Raw genomic sequence first — 18,669 nt, 5'->3', positions numbered from 1 at the left:
CTCCTCCAGGTCGGCGACCGGCCGATCATCGCACAGGGCCCGGCTCGCTTAGGGTGGGAAATCGTGCGCGAAAAATCACGGTTGACCGTGGTCGGGATCGGAGCCGACGGATGGCCGGGACTCTCCGAGCAGGCCCAGGCTCTGGTGCTCGGCGCCGACGTGGTGCTGGGTGCACCGCGGCAGCTGGCGTACCTGCCTCCGGACGTCCCGTGCGAGCCGTGGCCGTCGCCGTTGCTGCCGGGGCTCGACGCTCTCATCGCCGAGCACGAAGGGCAGCGCATCTGCGTCCTGGCCAGCGGCGATCCGTTCCTGTCGGGGGTCGGCACCACCCTGGTGGCCCACGGGTACGAGGTCGAGGCGCTGCCCGCGGTCTCGTCGGTGACGCTGGCCCGGGCCCGGCTGGGCTGGTCCGCCGAGGAGACCGAGGTGGTGACCCTCGTCGGCCGGTCGCCGGCCCGCGTCGCCCGGGTGCTGGCGCCGGGGCGGCGGGTGCTCGTCCTGGGTGCCGACGCGGCGGGCCTGCGTTCCCTGCTGACCGTGCGCGGGTACGGCGAGAGCGAGCTGTTCGCGCTGGAGAACCTCGGCGGGCCGGACGAGCGCATCTCCGACGGCTGGGACGGCGACCCCGGCCCGCTGACGGTGTTCGCGCTGACCTGCGAGGGGCCGGCGCTGCCGCTGATCGGGATCCCGGACGACGTGTACTCCCACGACGGCCAGCTGACCAAGCGCGACCTGCGCGTCTCGGCACTGGCGCGGCTCGCGCCGAGCCCCGGTGAGCTGCTGTGGGACGTCGGCGCGGGGGCGGGCAGCGTCGGCATCGAGTGGTCGCGGCTGCACGAGCTGAACCGCGCCATCGCGATCGAGCAGGACCCGGAACGCGCCGAGCGGATCGGCCGGAACGCCCTCGACCTGGGGGTACCGGAGCTGCAGGTGGTGACCGGCCCGGCCCCGGAGTCGCTGAGCGCGCTCCCGGCACCGGACGCGATCTTCATCGGCGGCGGCCTGACCGCGCCCGGCCTGCTGGACACGTGCCTGGCCACCGGCGCGCGGCTGGTGGCGCACGGGGTGACGCTGGAGGCCGAGCAGATCCTCGGTGACGTGTACGCCGAGCGGGGTGGTGAGCTGCTGCGGATCGCGGTCGAGCGCGCCGCGCCGCTCGGGGGGTACACCGGGTGGACCCCCGCCCGGACGGTGACGCAGTGGAGCAGCCGGTGACCGCCGGAGGGCTCGTGAGTGAGAAACAGTGTTCTAACCCTGTTTCTCACTCACGACCAGCCGCGGCAGACCGCTCGACCGTGTTCGGCGGTGAGGGCCGGTGACCGTGCACTTCGTCGGCGCGGGACCCGGGGCCGCGGACCTCATCACCGTCCGCGGCCGGGACCTGCTCGCCCGCTGCGGCGTCTGCCTCTACCCCGGCAGCATGACCCCGCCCGACCTGCTCGCCCACTGCCCGCCGGGCGCCGAGCTGGTCGACACCGCGAACCTGAGCCTCGAAGAAATCGTCGGAAAGCTCGTCGAAGCGCACGAGAACGGGCACGAAGTCGTCCGGCTCTGCTCCGGCGATCCTTCGCTCTACAGCGCCGTCGCCGAGCAGGTGCGGCGGCTCGACGCGAAGAACGTCCCCTACGACGTCGTACCCGGCGTGCCCGCCTTCGCCGCTTCGGCCGCCGCGCTGAAACGCGAACTCACCGTTCCCGAAGTCGGCCAGAGCCTGGTGATCACCCGTGTCCAGGCCCGGTCCACCAAGATGCCTCCCACCGAAACCCTCGCCGCTTTCGCCGCCACGCGGGCGACGCTCGCGCTGCACCTCGCCATCAACCACGTCGAGCGCGTGACCGGGGAACTCACCCCGCACTACGGCGCCGACTGCCCGGTCGCCGTCGTCGCGCTCGCGACCCAGCCCGGCGAAACCATCGTGCGGGGCGTGCTCGGGGAGCTGCCGGAGCTCGTCCGCGAAGCGGGGATGACGCGGGCTGCCACCATCTTCGTCGGCCGGGTGCTCGCCGCCGCGGGCTTCCCGGACAGCTTCCTCTATTCCAGTGCCCGCGACCGGGCGAACCAACCGGAGTCGTTGTGACGGAACTGCGCAGTGCCGATTTGCGTTGGGGCCTGCTGGCCGCCGGGACCATCGCCGCCCACTTCGCCGCGGGCGTCGACGAAAGCAAGCACGGCACCCTCACCGCCGTCGCGGCGCGGAACGCCGACCGCGCCGGCGAATTCGCCACCCGCTTCGAGATCCCCAAGGCCTACGGCAGCTACGAAGACCTCCTCGCCGACCCGGACGTCGACGCCGTGTACGTCTCGACGCCGCACGCGCTGCACAAGGAATGGGCCATCGCCGCGGCCGAAGCGGGCAAGCACGTGCTGTGCGAGAAGCCCCTGACGATCACGGCCGCCGACGCCGAAGAGGTCATCGCCGCCGCGCGCGAGAACGACGTTTTCCTCATGGAGGCGTTCATGTACCGCCTGCACCCGCAGACGCGGCGGCTCGTCGAGCTGATCGCGAGCGGCGCCATCGGCGAAGTCCGCGCGGTCGACACGACGTTCTCCTTCGACAGCAACCCGGAGGAGACCGCCCGCCTGAGCGACCCGGCGCTCGGCGGCGGCGGGATCCTCGACGTCGGCTGCTACTGCACGTCGCTGGCCCGGCTGGTCGCCCAGGCCGCGACCGGACAGGACGTCGTCGAGCCGACCGAGGTCAGCGGGATGGCCCACCTGAGCGCGGACGGCGTCGACGAGTACGCCACCGGCCTGCTGCGCCTGCCCGGCGACATCCTCGCGACGATCTCCTGCGGCATCCGGCTGACCCGCGAGGACGGCATCCGCGTGTTCGGCACGCGCGGGCAGCTGTCCGTGCCGCAACCGGCGTGGATCCACCCCCTGCGCAAGCCCGGGGTCTCCCGGATCATCCTGACGCCGGCCGACGGCGAGCCCGAGGTCATCGAGGTCGAAGCGACCCAGGGCGTCTTCGCGCGCGAAGCGGACCACGTCGCCACGCACGTCGGCGACCGGCAGGCACCCGAGCTGACCTGGGCCGAGACGCTGGCCAACCTGCGCACTCTCGACCGGTGGCGCGAAGCCGTCGGCTACGGACGTCCTTCGTGATCCTCATCCTCGGCGGGACCGGCGAAGCGCGGAAGCTCGCCGAAGACCTGGTGGCGCGCGAAGTCCGTGTGGTGTCTTCGCTGGCAGGACGCGTCGCGCGCCCACGGCTTCCGGCCGGCGAGGTGCGCGTGGGCGGCTTCGGCGGCCCGGAAGGTCTCGCGGCCTGGCTGCGCGAGAACGACGTGAAGGCCGTCGTGGACGCGACGCACCCCTTCGCCGAACGCATCGGCACGAACGCGGCGAAAGCGGCCGAGCTGACCGAAGTGCCCCTCCTCCGGCTCGCCCGGCCGGGCTGGCAACCGGGACCGCGGGACGTCTGGCACTGGGCCGACGACCTCGCCGACGCCGCCCGGAAGCTGCCCGGGCTGGGCACGCGCGTCTTCCTCACCAGCGGCCGCCAGGGCCTGCCCGCCTTCGCGCACCTCGACGACCTGTGGTTCCTGATCCGCTGCGTCGACCCGCCCGGGCCGCCGCTGCCCCGCCACCACGAGCTGATCCTGGCCCGCGGGCCGTACGAGGTGGCCGCCGAGCGCGAGCTGCTCGCCCGGGTCGACGTCCTGGTCACCAAGGACTCCGGCGGCACCCAGACCAGCGCGAAGCTGACCGCGGCGCGCGAGCTGAACCTCCCCGTCCTGCTGGTCCGGCGGCCGCCGAGACCGCGGACGGAGACCGCCGAGACCGTGACCGAAGCCGTCGATTGGGTCCTGCACCGATGAGCGAAGAGTTCTACGAAGTCCTGCGCAAACGCCGGGACGTCCGCGGCGAGTTCACCGGCGAGCCGATCCCCGAAGCCACGCTGCTGAGGATCCTCGAGGCCGCGCACGCCGCCCCCAGTGTCGGGCTCACCCAGCCCTGGGACTTCGTGCTGGTCGACGACCACGCGACGCGCGAGACGTTCGCGAAGCACGTCCACGAGGAGCGGGAGGTGTTCGCGGACCAGCTCGCCGAAGACCGGGCGAGCACCTTCGCGAACATCAAGATCGAGGGCATCCTCGAGGCGAGCCTCGGCATCGTCGTCACCTACGACCCGGCCCGCGGCGCGCCCGACGTCCTGGGCCGGCACGCCATCGCCGACGCCGGCCTCTATTCGGTGTGCCTCGCGATCCAGAACCTCTGGCTCGCCGCGACCGCCGAGGGTCTCGGCGTCGGCTGGGTCAGCTTCTACCGCGAGCCGTTCCTCGGCGAGCTGCTCGGCATCCCGGCCGGCATCCGGCCGGTCGCGTGGCTCTGCGTCGGGCCGGTGAGCAAGCTCGAAACGGTGCCCGACCTGGAGCGCCACGGCTGGCGCCGCCGCCGCCCCCTGACCGCCGCCCTCCACCACGGGCGCTTCACGCCGCGTGATCCGGGGGTTGCGTCAGCCGCCGACGTCTGACCCGTTAGCGTTGCGCCGATGCGTCTGATTGCCGTAGCGCTGGGGTTGCTCTCGGCCTTGTGCGCGCTGGCTTTCCCCTTCCTGCCGGTGGTGCAGGACACGGCGGAGGTCGTCTGGCCGACCGGCAGCGACACCCGCTCCGTCAACGCGCCCTTGACCGGGTACTGGGCCCAGGACCTGCGCGCCGAGCTGCCGTGCGCGGCCATCCGCTCGGTCGACGCCCGCACCGGCGGCCCGGGCCTGCTCTTCGCCACCGTGCCGGACGGCCGCACCGACCCGAAGGCCGGCAACGGCGTCGGCCTGCAGCTGCGCATCGACAACGGCGTGCTGCTCGCCTCCAGCCAGGGCCAGCAGATCGCCCAGCAGCCGCTGCCCGCCGAGAAGTGCGACGTCGAACTGGACGTCGACGCGACGCAGATGACCCTCGCCGTGGCCGGGACGCCGGTGTTCCACGCGAACGGCGACGTCCGGCCCCGCGTGGTCGGCATCTACTCCTCGATCAACTCGAGCAAGGACCCGATCGCCGGCCTGCACGTCTCGGTCGTGCCGGACACCCGCTACCAGACGTCGCCGACGGCGCTGAAGGTCGGCGTCGGCGTGCTCGCCGTGCTGTCGCTGGTCGGCTGCATGATCGCGGTCTGGCGCCGCGACTCCGGCGCCGCGAGACGCGCGCCGCGCTGGGCGCCGGTCGGCTGGTGGCGGCTGACGCTGCGGGACGCCACGGTGATCGCCGCGCTCGGCGCGTGGGTCTTCATCGGGCCGGTGACCTCGGACGACGGTTACATCCTGACGATGGCCCGGGTCACCGAGCAGACCGGGTTCCTGACGAACTACCACCGCTGGTTCGGGGTCGCCGAGGCGCCGTTCGGCTGGTTCTACCACGTCTTCGAGCTGATGGCGCACGTCAGCGTGGTGCCGCCGTGGATCCGGCTGCCGTCGTTCCTGCTCGGGGTGCTCAGCTGGCTGCTGATCAGCCGCGAGGTGATGCCGCGCCTCGGCACCCAGATCCGCACCAGCCGCCCGGCCAGCTGGGCCGCCGCGACGGTGTTCCTGATCTGGTGGATGCCCTACAACAACGGCGTCCGCCCGGAACCGGTCGCCGCGCTCGGCTCGCTGCTGGCGATCTGCGCGGTGGAGCGCACGCTGGTGACGCGGCGGCTGCTGCCGCTGTGCCTCGGCCTGACCGCGGCCGGGTTCACCCTGGCCGCGACGCCGACCGGGCTGATCGCGGTGGCGCCGTACCTGGTCGCCGCGCGCCCGCTGTTCAAGCTGATCCGCCAGCGCGCGAACGAGAACGGCTGGCTGCCGGTGCTCGCGCCGGTCGCCGCGGCCGGGCTGCTGGTGCTGGTCGTGGTGTTCGCCGACCAGACGTTCGCGACCGTCCAGGAGGCGACCCGGATCCGGACCCAGGTGGGCCCGAACCTGTCGTGGTTCCAGGAGCTCGCCCGCTACCAGCTGCTGTTCGCCGACCTGCCGGACGGCTCGGCGCCACGCCGCTTCCCGGTGCTCCTGGTCGTGCTGTGCACCGCCACCTGCCTGGTGATGCTGCTGCGCCGCGGCCGCATCCCCGGCGCGGCGCTCGGCCCCGCGCGCCGCCTGATCGGCACGACGGCGCTGTTCTTCCTGCTGCTGGCCCTGACGCCGACGAAGTGGACGCACCACTTCGGCGCGTTCGCCGCGGTCGGCGCGTCGATGGCGGCGCTGGCCGCGCTCGCGACCAGCTCGACGGTGCTGCGGTCCAAACGCAACCGCGCGGCCTTCCTGGCCGCGCTGCTGGTGGTCGCCGCACTCGCCGCGACCGGGCCCAACACGTACTGGTTCGTTTCGCGCCTCGGTGTCCAGTGGACGAACGTGGCGCCGTCGATCGGCGGCATCGGCCTGTCCACGATCCTGCTGGTGGCCGCGGCCGTCGCCGGGATCTACGCGTTCGTCGAGAACGTCCGCGCGCACCGGCCGGGGCTGCCGGCCCAGCCGCAGGAGGGCAGGCTGCGCGCGCTGCGGCTCGGGTCGCTGTCGCTGGTGGTGGTGTGCGGCCTGGTGGCGGGCGGCGAGTTCGTCACGATGGCGTGGGCGATCCACAACCAGGCCGGCAGCTACAGCCTCGGCGCGGCGAACATCGGGCACCTGTTCGGCAAGAGCTGCAACCTCTCCGACCACGTCATGGTGGAGCGGGACGCGGCGACGAGCATCCTGCACCCGCAGACCGAGCAGCGGACGGTCGCGGAGAAGCCCAAGGAGCCGAACTCCCCGCTGCCCAACCCCGACCAGGACAACGGCCGCGTCCAGACCGGCTTCCACACCCGCGCGGTCGACGACAAGGACCCGCTGGCCGAGCCGCCGCACGGGTTCACCCCGGAGACCGTGCCGATGTGGTCGAGCTACCTCGACCCGGAGACGCGCGCGGGGCGCCTGCGCAGCGACTGGTACGCGCTGACGGAGAAGCCCGCGGACGGCCAGATCGTGGTGGCGACGGCCGGCGAGGCCCGCCGCCCGACGTCGGTGAGCCTCGACTACGGCGTCAACACCCCGGACGGCGTGAAGATCCTGCGCAGCCAGTTCGCGCTCCCGCCGGGCTCGGGCACGGGCGGCTGGAACGACACGCGCATCAACCTGCGCGACCTGCCCCCGGAGACGAACGCGGTCCGCATCAACATCGTCGACAACGACCTGACCGAGGACGGCTGGATCGCGGCGTCGGCCCCACGCGTCCCGACGTTCACGACGCTGACGGACAAGATCGGCTCGAAGCCGGTGTACGTCGACTGGCCGGCGTCGTTCGTGTACCCGTGCGTCCAGCCGGTGACGTCCCACGACGGGATCTCGCAGGTCCCGGAGTACCGGATCACCGCGGGCGGCCTGGCGGACGAGGCGGAGTGGGCGTCCTCGACCAACGGCGGGCCGATCGGGTGGCTGGAGGAGCTGGCCGAGGAGCCCGAGGTGCCGAGCTACCTGATCGGGCAGCCGAGCCAGTCGTGGGGGCAGCTGCTGCAGATCGAGCCGTTCACCGAAGGCATCGCGCCGACCGTGGTGCACGGGGAGAAGACCGTGCCGGGGTGGTGGTCCCCGGGCCCGGGCCCGAGCCAGCCGAACGGCAAGGACCCGACCCGCTGACCGGCCCGACGTCGTGAGACCTGCTGGGTCAGGGTTTCCGCCACGCCGTGCGGCGGTGGAGGTGGAACCCGGCCCGCTCGAGGTTGGCCGCGCTGGGCGAGCCCGGGCGGGCCGTCGCCACGGCCAGGGTGCAGCCCTCCGCGGCGGCCACTTCCAAGCGGCGGCGCAGCAACTGCGGCTGCGCGCCCCGGCCCCGGTGCTCGCGCAGGGTCGAAGCCGCGCCCAGCACCGCGACGTCGTCGTGGAGCGTCATGCCCGCGGCGGCGATCGGCGTCGGCCCGTCCAGCACCTGGAACCGCCGCATGCGCGGGTGCCGGTGTTCCGCGGCCATGAACGCCGCGACCGTCCCGTGCGCCTCGAAGCCCGCCAGCAGGACTCGCAGGAAGGTGTCTTCGTCGACTGCCTCCGGCGCCGGTGCCGGCGCGGGCTCCAGCCGCAGGACGGCCAGGATGCGCTCGCCCGCCGGCACCAGTCCCGGCACCGGCAGCCCGGCCGGCGCCACCACGGTCGGTTCGGCGCCGTCCCAGCCGGGCTTGTGCACGAAGCCGGCCACCGCGGGCAGTGTCTCCGGCGTCACCCCGGACACCGTCGACAGGTACCCGAGCGCGGGATCCGTCGCCAGCACCGCCAGCAACCCGTCCTCGTCCCACGCCCGGAACCGGCCCGGCACCCCGGCCGCCGACGCCGCCTCGCACGCCATCGAGGTCCGGCGGTGCAGCGCCCGCTCCGCCCGGCGTACATCGGACGTCAATAGCTGCGCGGAGTCCACACCACCCCGTTCTCCACCCGGGTCCGCGACGAGCCGATGATCAGCAGGCAGCGCATGTCCACAGTGGACGGATCGAGCGCACCCAGCGTCGTGACCCGGATGTCCTCCTCCGGTCCGCCGACGTCCCGCGCCACCACGACCGGCGTCTCCGGGGCCCGATGGCGGAGCAGGACCGAGCGAGCGTCCGCCAGCTGTGTCGTCCGGGAGCGGGACGCCGGGTTGTACAGCGCCAGCACCAGATCCGCCGCGCCCGCCGCGTCGAGACGCTTCTCGATGATCTCCCACGGCTTCAGCCGATCCGACAACGACAGCACGCAGTAGTCGTGCCCGAGCGGGGCGCCGACGCGCGACGCCGCCGCCTGGGCCGCCGTCACGCCCGGGACGATCCGCACCCGGACACCCGCGCCGTGCCCCGAGGACACCTGCTCCAGCACTGCCGACGCCATCGCGAACACCCCCGGGTCACCCGAGGACACCACCGCGACCCGCGCCCCCGAAGCCGCCAGCGTCAGCGCCTCGACCGCCCGCTCCGCCTCGACCCGGTTGCCCGACGCGTGCCGCCGCTGCCCCGCCTTCTGCGGCACGCGCGCGACATACGGCCCGTACCCGACGACGTGCTCGGCGGCCGCAAGCTCCGCCGCGGCCTCCGGCGTCAGCCACTCCGGACCCGCCGGGCCGAGCCCGACCACGACCACCTCGCCCGCTCCCCCGGCAGCCGGAACGAGATCAGGTGCGGGCGAAACCCGTGACGCATAGGCCGGCGAAGGCAGCAAGGCGAGCGAAAAGTACGGCACCGTCGAAGGATCCACCGAAGCGAGGGGCTCGATCCGCTGCTGCCCCCAGGTCGCGCGCTCCACGTAGACGGCGTCGTCCAGCTTCCCGGCCTCTTCGAAGGCCTCCCGCACCGAGCCGAACGTGCGGCCCAGCTTCAGCACCGCCGCCGCGTCGGTGTCCGCGAGCCGCCGGGCCAGCTCCGGCGCCGGCAGGGTGCCCGGCAGCACGGTCAGCACCTCGTCGCGCTGCACCAGCGGCCGCCCGAGCACCGACGACGCCGCGCTCACCGACGTCACCCCCGGCACGACCACGGCCGGGAACCGGCCGGAAAGCCGTTCGTGCATGTACATGTACGAGCCGTAGAAGAACGGGTCGCCTTCGCAGAGCAGGACGACGTCACGTCCCGCGTCGAGGTGCTCGGCGAGCCGCTTCGCGCTCAGCTCGTAGAAGTCCGCGATCGCGCCCTCGTACCCGCCGGGGTGGTCGGTCGTCTCGGTCGTGACCGGGTAGACGAGCTTCTCCTCGATCTGCCCCTCGCGCAGGTACGGCTCGGCGACCGACCGCGCGATGCTCCGCCCGTGGCGCGCGCAGTGGTAGGCGATCACCGAAGCTTCGGAGATCAGCCGCGCCGCCTTGACCGTCATCAGTTCCGGGTCGCCGGGGCCGAGCCCGACGCCGTAGAGCGTCCCGGTCATTCTTCGGCGCTCGCGAGGGCGTTGATCGCGGCGACGGCCATCGCGCTGCCGCCCCGGCGCCCGTGCACCACCAGGTAGGGCGCCGGTGCCAGCTTGGCAAGCTCCACTTTGGACTCCGCGGCGCCGACGAACCCGACCGGCACGCCGATGATCGCCGCGGGCGCGCCTACGCCTTCGTCGAGGATCTCCAGCAGGCGGAAGAGCGCGGTCGGCGCGTTGCCGATCGCCACCACCGAGCCGGGCAGCTTGTCGCGCCACAGTTCCAGGGCCGCCGCCGAGCGCGTCGTGCCCATCCGCTCGGCGAGGGACGGGACACGGGGGTCCGGCAGCGTGCAGACGACTTCGTTGCCCGCGGGCAGGCGACGCCGGGTGACGCCGCTGGCGATCATCTGCGCGTCGCACAGGATCGGCGCACCCGCTTCGAGCGCGGCGCGGCCGGACTCGACGACGTCGAGCGTGTAGCGCAGGTCGTCGACCAGATCGACCATGCCGCAGGCGTGGATCATCCGGACCGCCAGGCCCGCCACGTCGTCGGGCAGGATCGCCAGGTCCGCCTCCTCGCGGATCGTGGCGAACGAGTGCCGGTAGATCTCGGCACCGTCCCGCAGGTAGTCGATCACAGCTTCCCTTCCATCTCGTCGAGCGGCACCCACCGGCCGTCGATGCGATAGCCGCCCGCTTCGGCGACGACGTCCACATGGGACTGCGACGGCTTCCCGCACCGCCGTTCACAGCCCGAGAAGTGTGCGCGCAGGCCCGGCCGGAAGACGGCGTCGGCGCGGACGTCGGCGCGCGACTTCGCGCAGCCGGACCGGCCGATGCACGCGCTCGTGCCGAGCGGCTCGCCACCGAAGCCCAGCCGCTCGAAGACGTCGGCGGGCACGTCCGGCAGGACCAGCGACTTCCACGGCGTGACCAGAGCCGGACCGTACTCGGCGAGGGTCCGCGCCTGAGCGGCGCTCAGCTGCCCGAAGCGGGGTACGACGCCCGCCGCGAAGCCGCCATCCCGCTCGATGAGCCCGGCCGGGACCTCTGTCGCGCTCCGCGGCACAGGTGTTCCGCGCCAAGCCGGGTCGTCCAGCTCGGCGACGCGCCAGGCGGACCCACGCACGCGGAGGAACTCCAGCGCGACCTCGGCCAGCACCGGGACGGCGTCGGCACGAACCACGCGACGTCCGGTGTCGCCGCCCGCGAGCAGCAGGGTGCCCTCGGCCGGGCCGGTCGCCCGCCAGCAGACGTCGGCGCCTTCCCCGGCGACGTCACCGCGGCCGTCGTCGAAGGCGAAGAGGAACCGGCCCGGCAGTTCGGCCAGCTCCGGGGTCGCGCAGAGCACGGCGTCGAGGTCGTGCGCCAGGCCCCGGACGTCGGCGAGCCCGCCGCGCACCCCGCTCAACGGCGACGCGAGGACGTTCCGCACCCGCTCGTGCGACGGCGAAGGCAGCAGGCCGGCGTCGGCCAGCCGCGCCGCGAGGCCGGGCCGGGTGACGCCGCGCAGCTGGACGTTGCCGCGCGAGGTGAGGTGGAGATCGCCGTCGCCGCACGCCTCGGCGCAGTCCGCCAGCGCATGCAGCTGCGGTGCGGAAATCGTGCCGCCGGGCAGGCGCACCCGGGCCAACGGGCCGTCGGCGGCGTCGTGGGGAGCGAAAACTCCCGGGCACGCGTCGGCTCGCACACGTGCTGGGGTCGGCATGAGGTCACTGTAGCTGGCGGTTTTCCGGCTCCGGAGGGTCCGCGCGCGGCCGGATCCGGGCGATCCCGGCGTCCAGGTCCACGTCACGCCAGGGAGGCGCGCCCTCGGCGTCCTGCTCGACGAGCATCGACATCGTTTCCCGGTGTTCCAGCTCACGCCGCTTGGTGCCGTAGAGGAACGCGGTGGTCTCCTCGACGTACGTCGCGGACAGCCGGGCCTTGAAGCGCGAGCCGTTCTTGCGCGGCCGCAGTTCGATCGCGGCCATGACCAGCAGGATCACGACGCCGCCCGGGAGAGCGAGCCCCAGCCAAGTACCCATGCCCGGCGAACCGGATGACCGCGGGTCAAGTTCCCGGTTCGGCGAAGTTTCTCGAACGAATGTGTCCTGGTCGCGGAGGGCGGCGACCCAGGCGTCGTGAATGACTCATTCCTGTCACCAGACGACGTAAATGAGTCATTCACGTCGTCTCCGGCCGCACACGCCCCATCTTCATCACAGCAGGAGTCTGATCGAATGTAGTAGGTGTGCTACATTCGATCACATCAGTCCGATGGGGGTTGGCACATGAGAGATCCAGCAGTCCCCGTGGTCCGCGTGCGCGGGCTGCGGATGCGCTACGGCACGAACGACGTGCTCCACGGCGTCGAGTTCCAGGCCCACCGGGGCGAGGTCGTGTGCCTGCTCGGGCCGAACGGCGCGGGCAAGACGACGACGATCGAGATCCTCGAGGGCTTCCGGATGCGGTCGGCGGGCGAAGTGAGCGTGCTGGGGGCCGACCCGGCGCACGGCGGCGAGGACTGGCGGGCGCGACTCGGGGTCGTGCTCCAGTCCTGGCGCGACCACGGGAAGTGGCGCGTGCGGGAGCTGCTCGCGCACCTCGGCCGGTACTACGCGCCCTACTCGACGCAGGCGCAGCCGCGGCCGTGGGACGCCGACGAGCTGATCGCGGCCGTCGGGCTCACCGAGCACGCGCAGAAGAAGATCAAGAACCTCTCGGGTGGCCAGCGCCGGCGGCTCGACGTCGCGATCGGCATCGTCGGGCGCCCCGAGCTGCTGTTCCTCGACGAGCCGACCGCGGGCTTCGACCCGGAGGCGCGCCGCGAGTTCCACGACCTGGTGCACCGGCTGTCCGACGAGCTCGACACCACGATCCTGCTCACCACGCACGACCTCGACGAGGCCGAGAAGCTGGCCGACCGGATCCTCATCCTCAACGGCGGGCGCATCATCGCCGACGGCTCGGCCGACGCGCTGTCCCGGCAGATCTCCGGCGAGGCCGAGGTCCGCTGGACGGTCGGCGGCCAGCGCTTCGTCCACGCGACGACCGAAGCGACGAAGTACGTGTACGACCTGTTCAAGCAGCACGGCGAAGCCGTCGCGGACCTCGAGGTCCGGCGGGCGTCGCTCGAGGACACCTACATGACGCTGGTCCACCGCGCCGAAGCCGGCGGCGAGACGGAGCTCGGCCTCCAGGAAGCGGGTGCGCGATGAACGCCAGGACCGCCGCGCTGCGGACCGGGGTGGCCCGCGGCTGGATCGAGTTCAAGCAGACGTGGACCAACCGCGACGACGTCGTCGGGCAGCTGGTCTTCGTCGCGCTCTTCCTCGGCACGCTGTTCTTCATGCGGAACGCGACCCTGCCCGGCACCGGGTTCTCGCTCGGCGCGGCCACCGTGCCCGGCGTGCTCGGCGCCGGGATCGTGTTCAACGGCCTGAACAGCACCGCGGGCTACCTCGCCATCGACCGCGAGGACGGCACGCTGCTGCGCGCGAAGGCGACGCCGAACGGCATGCTCGGCTACCTGGTCGGGAAGACGACGGCGGTGGCGATGGCGCAGGTCACCGGCATCCTGCTGGTCCTGGTCCCGTGCCTGTTCCTGTTCGATTCGCTGGCCCCGGACGGCGTCTGGTCGTACCTGCACCTGCTGTGGGTGCTGGCGCTCGGGCTGGTCGCCACCCTGCCGCTCGGGGCCGCGCTGGGCTCGCTCACCAACAGCCCGCGGTCCATCGCGCTGATCACGCTGCCGATCATGGGCCTGGGCGCGATCTCGGGGATCTTCTACCCGATCACCGCGCTGGCGGAGTGGGTGCAGGACATCGCCCAGGTTTTCCCGATGTACTGGCTGGGTCTCGGGATGCGCTCGGCGCTGCTGCCCGACAGCGCGGTGGTCGTCGAGATCGGCCGGTCGTGGCGGCCGTTGCCGACCCTGGCCGTGCTCGTCGCGTGGTCCGTGATCGGATTGGCCCTGGCCCCGGCGCTGCTCCGCCGCATGGCGCGGCGGGAAGCGGGTTCGTCGGTGGCCGAACGGCGGGAGAAGGCCATGCAGCGTGTGGGGTAGTCATGAGTGAGGTCGTCTACAACCGGATCGCGATGCTGCGCGCGGAGCGGTCGATCTCGCGACGCCAGCTGGCGGAGGCGCTGGGCGTGCACTACCAGACGATCGGCTACCTGGAGCGCGGCGAGTACAGCCCGAGCTTGTTCGTGGCCCTGCGGATCGCGGAGTTCTTCGAGGTCCCGCTGGAGGTCCTGTTCTCCACGAAACCCTTCCCCCGCCTGGGAGAACAGTCCGCCTAGGGCTTGGCGAGGTCCGCCTCGGCGAGCGCACGGACGACCTCGTCGCGGCGGTCCTCCCGGACGGTCCGGTTCAGTTCGACGTGCAGGAACGGACTGCCCCCGGCGGCCCGGCCCTGCACGTTCGTGGTGCCGGCCAGGCCCCGGCACGGCTCGTCCCAGGCCCGGCAGACGCGGAACCCGGCGGCGGCGAGCCGGTCGGCCGCGCGGCGGACGGCGTCCCCGGCTTCGGCGGCCCCGGCGGAGAGCACGACGTCCGCCGAGCTGAGCGTGGTGTCGTTGAAGCCGTGCAGCTGGACCTGGGGCAGGCCGCGCCGGGCCAGCAGCGTGGTGACGACGTGGAAGACGGTCCCGGTGTCGTGCGCGGGATCCTCCCGGCGGCGGTGCGCGCCGCCGACCGCGAGGATCGCGCCCGGGGTTCGCCGGAAGAGCTCGAGGCCGATCAGTTCGGTGCGCAGGTCGGAAGAAGCGTGCGGCGCCTCGACCACCAGCGACGGCGGCGCCGAGCGGTCGATGACGTACAGGCCCCAGGCCCGCTCGGAGCCGGGCTCCTGGACGGCGAGCGAGCCGTCCCGCACCGAGAACCCCAGCTCGCCGAGGTGGTGCGGGGCCCGGTCGAGGAACGCGGCGAACCCGGCTTCGGCGGCCGCCAGCTCGTCGGCGGTCGCCCGGCGGTAGCGCTGGCGGCTGGACTGGGCGGCGGCGAAGTCGCGGAGGAAGGCTTCCAAGCCGCCAGGTTACCGAGCGCCCGGTCAACGTCACCTTGACGCACCTCGACCGGCACCGGAGAGTGGAGCCGATACCCACGCGTCGGCAGGTGGAGGAACCCGGTGAGAGTCCGGGGCGGTCCCGCCACTGTCACCGGAGACTGGGTCGATGCCGCCTCCGCGGGAGGGAGTGCGTCGGCGGGTCTCCGGGAGCCAGGAACTCCGGCCGGCGCGCCCGTCTACCCGGGGCGCGGACCCCGAGGAGGAACCTCGTGATCCTGCTTCTGTCCACTTCGGACACCGACCTGCTCAGCGCCCGTTCGGCCGAGGGCGCATGGCGCCTCGGCAACCCCGCGCGGCTCGACGTCGCCGGGCTGCCGGGCCTGCTCGACGGTGTGCGCATCGTGGTCGTCCGCATCCTCGGCACCCCGCGGACCTGGCAGGAGGGCCTGGACACGCTGCTGGCGTCGGGCGCGCACGTCGTCGTCCTGGGCGGGGAGCAGACGCCGGACGCCGAGCTGATGAAGCTCTCGACCGTCCCGGCCGGCATCGCCGCCGAAGCCCACGCCTACCTCGCGCAGGGCGGCCCGGCGAACCTCACCCAGCTGCACCGGTTCCTCTCCGACACGCTCCTGCTCACCGGCGACGGCTTCGAGCCGCCCGCGGAACAGCCCACGTGGGGCGTGCTCGAGCGTCCCGCGAAGGCCGAGGGCCCGGTCATCGGGATCCTGTACTACCGGGCGCACCACCTGTCCGGGAACACGAACTTCGTCCACACGCTCGCCGACCAGATCGAAGCCGCGGGCGGGCGCGCGTTGCCGATCTACACCGCTTCGCTGCGTACGCGCGAGCCCGAGATGATGGCCGAGCTGGGCAAGGTCGACGCCCTGCTCGTCACGGTGCTCGCGGCGGGCGGCACGCGGCCGTCCGAGGTGGGGGCCGGGGGTGACGACGAGGCGTGGGACGTCGCCGAGATGGCCGCCCTCGACGTCCCGATCCTGCAGGCGCTCTGCCTGACCAGCGACCGCGAGACGTGGGCCGCCAGTGACGACGGCCTGTCGCCGCTCGACGCCGGGAACCAGATGGCCGTCCCGGAGTTCGACGGGCGGCTGATCACGGTGCCGTTCTCGTTCAAGGAGCTGGACGCCGACGGCCTCCCCCGGTACGTGCCGGACACCGAACGCGCTTCCCGCGTCGCGAAGATCGCGCTCGCGCACGCTCGCCTGCGGCACACCCCGGCAGCCGAGCGGCGCATCGCGCTGATGCTGTCCGCGTACCCGACGAAGCACTCTCGCGTCGGCAACGCGGTCGGGCTGGACACACCCGCGTCGGCGATCGAGCTGCTGCGGCGGATGCGCGCGCTGGGCTACGACCTGGGTGCGGACGCGTTCCCGGGCGTCGACCCGACCGGCACATACCAGCCCGACGGCACTGTGCAGCCTGATGGAGATGTGCTCATCCACGCGCTGATCGCCGCGGGCGGTCAGGACCCGGAGTGGCTGACGGAGGAGCAGCTGGCCGGGAACCCGATCCGGGTCCCCGCGTCCCGCTACCGCGAGTGGTTCGCCGCGCTGCCCGCGGAACTGCGCGACGCCATGGAGGAGCACTGGGGCCCGGCCCCCGGTGAGCTGTACGTCGACAACGGGGACATCGTGCTGGCGTCGCTGCAGAGCGGCAACGTCATCATCATGATCCAGCCGCCGCGCGGGTTCGGCGAGAACCCCGTCGCGATCTACCACAACCCGGACCTGCCGCCGAGCCACCACTACCTGGCCGCGTACCGCTGGCTGGAGGAGGAGTTCGGCGCACACGCCGTGGTCCACCTGGGCAAGCACGGGTCGCTGGAGTGGCTGCCGGGCAAGACGGCCGGGCTCTCGGCGTCGTGCGCGCCGGACGCCGTGCTCGGGAACCTGCCGCTGGTGTACCCGTTCCTCATCAACGACCCGGGCGAGGGCGCGCAGGCGAAGCGGCGGGCGCACGCGACGATCGTCGACCACCTGATCCCGCCGATGGCGCGCGCGGAGTCCTACGGTGACATGGCGCGGCTGGAGCAGCTGCTCGACGAGCACGCGAACATCGCGGCGATGGACCCGGCGAAGCTGCCCGCGATCCGCGCCCAGATCTGGACGCTCATCCAGGCCGCGAAGCTGGACCACGACCTCGGCATCGACGAACGGCCGCACGACGCGGAGTTCGACGACTTCCTGCTGCACATCGACGGCTGGCTGTGCGAGGTCAAGGACGCCCAGATCCGCGACGGGCTGCACGTCCTGGGCGCGGCGCCGACCGGCGAGGCCCGCGTCAACCTGGTGCTGGCGATGCTGCGGGCGTCCCAGATGTGGGGTGGCAAGCAGGGTGCGGTGCCGGGACTGCGGTCGGCACTGGGGCTCAAGGAAGACGCGCCGATGTCCGAAGTGGACGCGGTCGAGAAGACGGCGCGCGAGCTGGTGCAGACGATGGAGATGCGCGCCTGGGACGCCACGGCGGTGGCTTCGGTGGCGCCGGACCCGCAGGTCGCGCGGGTTCTTTCGTTCGCGGCGGAGGAGATCGTGCCCCGGCTGGCGGGGACTACCGGCGAGCTCGACGCCGTGGTGCACGCCCTCGACGGCGGCTACATCCCCGCCGGCCCGAGCGGGTCGCCGTTGCGCGGGCTGGTCAACGTGCTGCCGACCGGGCGGAACTTCTACACGGTCGACCCGAAGGCGATCCCGAGCCGGCTGGCCTGGGAGACCGGGCAGGCGCTGGCGGACTCGTTGCTCCGCCGCTACCGGGAGGACAACGGGGACTGGCCGCGGTCGGTCGGGCTGTCGGTGTGGGGGACGTCGGCGATGCGGACGTCCGGCGACGACGCCGCGGAAGTCCTGGCGCTGCTGGGCGTCCAGCCGGTATGGGACGAGGCTTCCCGCCGGGTGACGGGCATCGAGGCGATCCCGCCGGCCGAACTGGGCCGGCCGCGCATCGACGTCACGATCCGGATCAGCGGCTTCTTCCGCGACGCGTTCCCGCACGTGATCACGATGCTCGACGACGCGGTGCGGCTGGTGGCCGGCTTGGACGAACCGGATTCGGAGAACTACGTCCGCGCGCACGTGGCTGCCGACCTGGCGGCTCACGGGGACACCCGCCGGGCGACGACGCGGATCTTCGGCTCGAAGCCGGGCGCGTACGGCGCGGGCCTCCTGCCGCTGATGGACAGCGGGAACTGGCGCGACGACAAGGACCTGGCGGAGGTGTACGCGGTCTGGGGCGGGTTCGCGTACGGCCGCGACCTGGACGGGCGCCCGGCGCGCGAGGACATGGAGAACTCGTACAAGCGCATCGTGGTGGCGGCGAAGAACACGGACACGCGCGAGCACGACATCGCGGACTCGGACGACTACTTCCAGTACCACGGCGGGATGATCGCGACGGTCCGGGCCCTGACGGGCACGGCCCCGGCGTCCTATGTGGGCGACAGCACTTCACCGGACTCCGTCCGCACGCGGACGCTGGGCGAGGAGACGGCCCGGGTGTTCCGCGCGCGGGTGGTGAACCCGCGCTGGCTGGCGGCGATGCGGCGGCACGGCTACAAGGGCGCGTTCGAGCTGGCGGCGACGGTGGACTACCTGTTCGGCTTCGACGCGACGGCCGGGGTCGTCGGCGACTGGATGTACGAGAAGCTGACCGAGTCGTACGTGCTGGACGAGGTGAACCAGGAGTTCCTGCGGCAGGCCAATCCGTGGGCTTTGCGGGGGATCGTGGAACGGCTGAACGAGGCCGCGGACCGCGGGCTGTGGGAGGAGCCGGACCCGGAGCTGCTGGCTCGCATGCGCGAGGTGTACCTGTCGTTGGAAGGCGACCTCGAATCCGAGTGACTGCAAGCGAACTGCAGGC

General features: G+C 72.7%; 16 protein-coding genes and 1 riboswitch. Of the genes, 10 read left to right on the top strand and 6 right to left on the bottom strand.

Features of this window, described 5'->3' with window-relative positions; translation table 11 throughout:
- Positions 1-63 precede the first annotated feature (63 nt).
- The 6 genes from cbiE (at position 64) to QRX60_RS23675 (ending at position 7,588) form a co-directional block, all read left to right on the top strand.
- Positions 64-1,215 carry a precorrin-6y C5,15-methyltransferase (decarboxylating) subunit CbiE gene (gene cbiE, locus QRX60_RS23700; RefSeq protein WP_286002963.1) on the top strand — a complete coding sequence of 384 codons (1,152 nt, stop codon included), beginning with the start codon at positions 64-66 and terminating at the stop codon, positions 1,213-1,215.
- 100 nt (positions 1,216-1,315) lie between these two features.
- Positions 1,316-2,077 carry a precorrin-4 C(11)-methyltransferase gene (gene cobM / locus QRX60_RS23695; RefSeq protein ID WP_286002962.1) on the top strand — a complete coding sequence of 254 codons (762 nt, stop codon included), beginning with the start codon at positions 1,316-1,318 and terminating at the stop codon, positions 2,075-2,077.
- Complete coding sequence (locus QRX60_RS23690) at positions 2,074-3,105, top strand: Gfo/Idh/MocA family protein (RefSeq protein WP_286002961.1); 1,032 nt, start codon at positions 2,074-2,076, stop codon at positions 3,103-3,105. Before cobM ends, QRX60_RS23690 begins: the two co-directional genes overlap by 4 nt.
- Positions 3,102-3,821, top strand: a complete 720-nt coding sequence (locus QRX60_RS23685) for a cobalt-precorrin-6A reductase (RefSeq protein WP_286002960.1) — start codon at positions 3,102-3,104, stop codon at positions 3,819-3,821. Before QRX60_RS23690 ends, QRX60_RS23685 begins: the two co-directional genes overlap by 4 nt.
- Positions 3,818-4,477, top strand: a complete 660-nt coding sequence (gene bluB / locus QRX60_RS23680; RefSeq protein WP_286002959.1) for a 5,6-dimethylbenzimidazole synthase — start codon at positions 3,818-3,820, stop codon at positions 4,475-4,477. The genes QRX60_RS23685 and bluB overlap by 4 nt, the downstream gene beginning before the upstream one ends.
- Positions 4,478-4,495: 18 nt before the next feature.
- Complete coding sequence (locus QRX60_RS23675; RefSeq protein WP_286002958.1) at positions 4,496-7,588, top strand: arabinosyltransferase domain-containing protein; 3,093 nt, start codon at positions 4,496-4,498, stop codon at positions 7,586-7,588.
- A gap of 28 nt (positions 7,589-7,616) precedes the next feature.
- On the opposite strand, the gene QRX60_RS23670 is transcribed toward QRX60_RS23675, so the two are convergent.
- Genes QRX60_RS23670 through QRX60_RS23650 form a run of 5 tightly spaced genes read right to left on the bottom strand, consistent with a single transcriptional unit; the run spans position 7,617 to position 11,835 of the window.
- Positions 7,617-8,357, bottom strand: a complete 741-nt coding sequence (locus QRX60_RS23670; protein ID WP_286002957.1) for a GNAT family N-acetyltransferase — start codon at positions 8,355-8,357, stop codon at positions 7,617-7,619.
- Entirely contained in the window at positions 8,336-9,826 is a 1,491-nt protein-coding gene (locus tag QRX60_RS23665; protein WP_286002956.1) for a precorrin-2 C(20)-methyltransferase, read from the bottom strand. The genes QRX60_RS23670 and QRX60_RS23665 overlap by 22 nt, the downstream gene beginning before the upstream one ends.
- Entirely contained in the window at positions 9,823-10,446 is a 624-nt protein-coding gene (locus QRX60_RS23660) for a precorrin-8X methylmutase (RefSeq protein WP_286002955.1), read from the bottom strand. Before QRX60_RS23660 ends, QRX60_RS23665 begins: the two co-directional genes overlap by 4 nt.
- Positions 10,443-11,516, bottom strand: coding sequence for a precorrin-3B synthase (locus QRX60_RS23655; protein WP_286002954.1), 1,074 nt, complete (start codon positions 11,514-11,516; stop codon positions 10,443-10,445). Before QRX60_RS23655 ends, QRX60_RS23660 begins: the two co-directional genes overlap by 4 nt.
- 4 nt (positions 11,517-11,520) lie before the next feature.
- Positions 11,521-11,835 carry a DUF6191 domain-containing protein gene (locus tag QRX60_RS23650; protein WP_286002953.1) on the bottom strand — a complete coding sequence of 105 codons (315 nt, stop codon included), beginning with the start codon at positions 11,833-11,835 and terminating at the stop codon, positions 11,521-11,523.
- A gap of 246 nt (positions 11,836-12,081) precedes the next feature.
- On the opposite strand from QRX60_RS23650, the gene QRX60_RS23645 reads away from it, so the two are divergent.
- Genes QRX60_RS23645 through QRX60_RS23635 form a run of 3 tightly spaced genes read left to right on the top strand, consistent with a single transcriptional unit; the run spans position 12,082 to position 14,092 of the window.
- Positions 12,082-13,008: an ABC transporter ATP-binding protein gene (locus QRX60_RS23645; protein WP_286002952.1), complete on the top strand. Its 927-nt coding sequence runs from the start codon at positions 12,082-12,084 to the stop codon at positions 13,006-13,008.
- Positions 13,005-13,856: an ABC transporter permease gene (locus tag QRX60_RS23640; protein WP_286002951.1), complete on the top strand. Its 852-nt coding sequence runs from the start codon at positions 13,005-13,007 to the stop codon at positions 13,854-13,856. The genes QRX60_RS23645 and QRX60_RS23640 overlap by 4 nt, the downstream gene beginning before the upstream one ends.
- A gap of 2 nt (positions 13,857-13,858) precedes the next feature.
- Positions 13,859-14,092 carry a helix-turn-helix transcriptional regulator gene (locus QRX60_RS23635; protein WP_155541712.1) on the top strand — a complete coding sequence of 78 codons (234 nt, stop codon included), beginning with the start codon at positions 13,859-13,861 and terminating at the stop codon, positions 14,090-14,092.
- Here the strand turns inward: QRX60_RS23635 and QRX60_RS23630 are convergent.
- Positions 14,089-14,817, bottom strand: coding sequence for a hypothetical protein (locus QRX60_RS23630; RefSeq protein ID WP_286002950.1), 729 nt, complete (start codon positions 14,815-14,817; stop codon positions 14,089-14,091). The two genes, QRX60_RS23635 and QRX60_RS23630, sit on opposite strands and share 4 nt — an antisense overlap.
- 92 nt (positions 14,818-14,909) lie before the next feature.
- A riboswitch (cobalamin riboswitch) is annotated at positions 14,910-15,019 on the top strand.
- A 49-nt stretch (positions 15,020-15,068) separates the two neighbouring features.
- On the opposite strand from QRX60_RS23630, the gene cobN reads away from it, so the two are divergent.
- Entirely contained in the window at positions 15,069-18,650 is a 3,582-nt protein-coding gene (cobN, locus tag QRX60_RS23625; protein WP_286002949.1) for a cobaltochelatase subunit CobN, read from the top strand.
- Positions 18,651-18,669: the final 19 nt, after the last annotated feature.

This window comes from Amycolatopsis mongoliensis, assembly GCF_030285665.1.
Lineage (GTDB): Bacteria > Actinomycetota > Actinomycetes > Mycobacteriales > Pseudonocardiaceae > Amycolatopsis > Amycolatopsis mongoliensis.
The sequence above is the reverse complement of the archived record's forward strand: the minus strand, read 5'-3'. Positions and strand labels throughout refer to the sequence as shown.